Below are 1,115 nucleotides of genomic sequence, written 5' to 3' on the forward strand. Positions count from 1 at the left end.
TCCCGAGTTCGTCCTGCTTGACGGCACCCTCGCCGAATGCGACCGGGTCGGCGACGGCCGGACCGACTACTCCCACAAACACCGGCGCCATGGTGTGAACGTACAGGTCGTCACCGACCCCGGCGGCCGGCTGCTGTGGCTCTCGCCCGCCCTGCCGGGCCGCGCCCATGACCTGACCGCGGCCCGCACCCACCGGATCATCCGGATCTGCGAGCGCCAGGGCGTTCCCATCCTGGCCGATCTCGCCTACCAGGGCGCCGGCCCGTGGCTGACCACCGGCATCAAACGCCGGCCCCTGCAGGAACTCACCCCCACCGAAAAGACCCTCAATCAAGCACTGGCCGCAGCGCGAGCACCTGTCGAACGCGGCGTCGCAAGGCTGAAGTCCTGGCGGATCTTCCGCAGATCCCGATGCAGCCCCAACCGCATGACGTCAATCGCCAAGGCCATCCTCACACTGGAGATACAACGCTGACGAGCTCAGTAATGCCCTGACCGAACTCCCGTCGTCGCTCATCGGCCTCTTCTCAGAAGAAGCCGATCAGCCGAATGCCGGCCCACACGATCGCGGTGACGAGCAGCACGATCAAGAAGGCACAGCCGCTGAGCTGTGAGGGCCGGAGGCTGTGCTGAGCGTCGTTCCTTCGGGGCTTGCGGGGGTCGTAGACGATCAGTCCCGCCCCGCCGCCGCCCTCTCGACGGTCTTCCGGTCCGAGATCCGCATGGCACGGGTACGTCTTCCCGTCCACGGTGAAGGTCGCACCGAAACGCTGCCCCGGCTCGTCCCCGACGACGGCCACGCCTCGCAGGGAGAGCACAGCCCAACGAAACGCCATCCACAGCGCCACGAGGGCTATCGGCAAGCAGAGCACCACGATCAGGAGATACGGCAAAGGGTGTGAATGGTAATAGATGTGGCCTATCATGCTTTATCCCTCCAGAATCCCTCGTTCATGAATGGGGGCCCTCATGGCTGTCCTGCCTCTTCCCAGCAGAACCTCTGCCGGAGCCTTTCATTCGTCAAGGGGCGCCGGTGTTTGTGGGAGTAGTCGGTCCGGCCGTCGCCGACCCGGTCGCATTCGGCGAGAGTGCCGTCGAGCAGGACGAAGTCGGGT

At 65.6% G+C, this 1,115-nt stretch carries 2 protein-coding genes and 1 pseudogene; 1 reads left to right on the top strand and 2 read right to left on the bottom strand.

The genetic code is table 11. The annotated features are described in order from the left end of the window. Nucleotides 1-475: HARBI1 family protein (locus tag IE140_RS35700; RefSeq protein WP_189461108.1), on the top strand; the 475-nt coding region annotated here is incomplete at its 5' end. Between the two features lie 52 nt (nucleotides 476-527). Here IE140_RS35700 and IE140_RS35705 read toward each other — a convergent pair. Together IE140_RS35705 and IE140_RS35710 are read right to left on the bottom strand one after the other, a co-directional pair. Continuing rightward, nucleotides 528-926, bottom strand: a complete 399-nt coding sequence (locus IE140_RS35705; RefSeq protein WP_150197118.1) for a hypothetical protein — start codon at nucleotides 924-926, stop codon at nucleotides 528-530. A gap of 101 nt (nucleotides 927-1,027) precedes the next feature. Then, nucleotides 1,028-1,115: pseudogene (locus IE140_RS35710) on the bottom strand (IS5/IS1182 family transposase); the annotation flags it as partial.

The sequence above is a fragment of the Streptomyces parvus genome, assembly GCF_014648875.1.
In the GTDB taxonomy this organism is placed as follows: domain Bacteria; phylum Actinomycetota; class Actinomycetes; order Streptomycetales; family Streptomycetaceae; genus Streptomyces; species Streptomyces parvus.

Coding starts and splice junctions, on each gene's coding strand:
- IE140_RS35705 (WP_150197118.1), bottom strand. CDS start 926: ATGATAGGCCACATCTATTACCATTCACACCCTTTGCCGTATCTCCTG.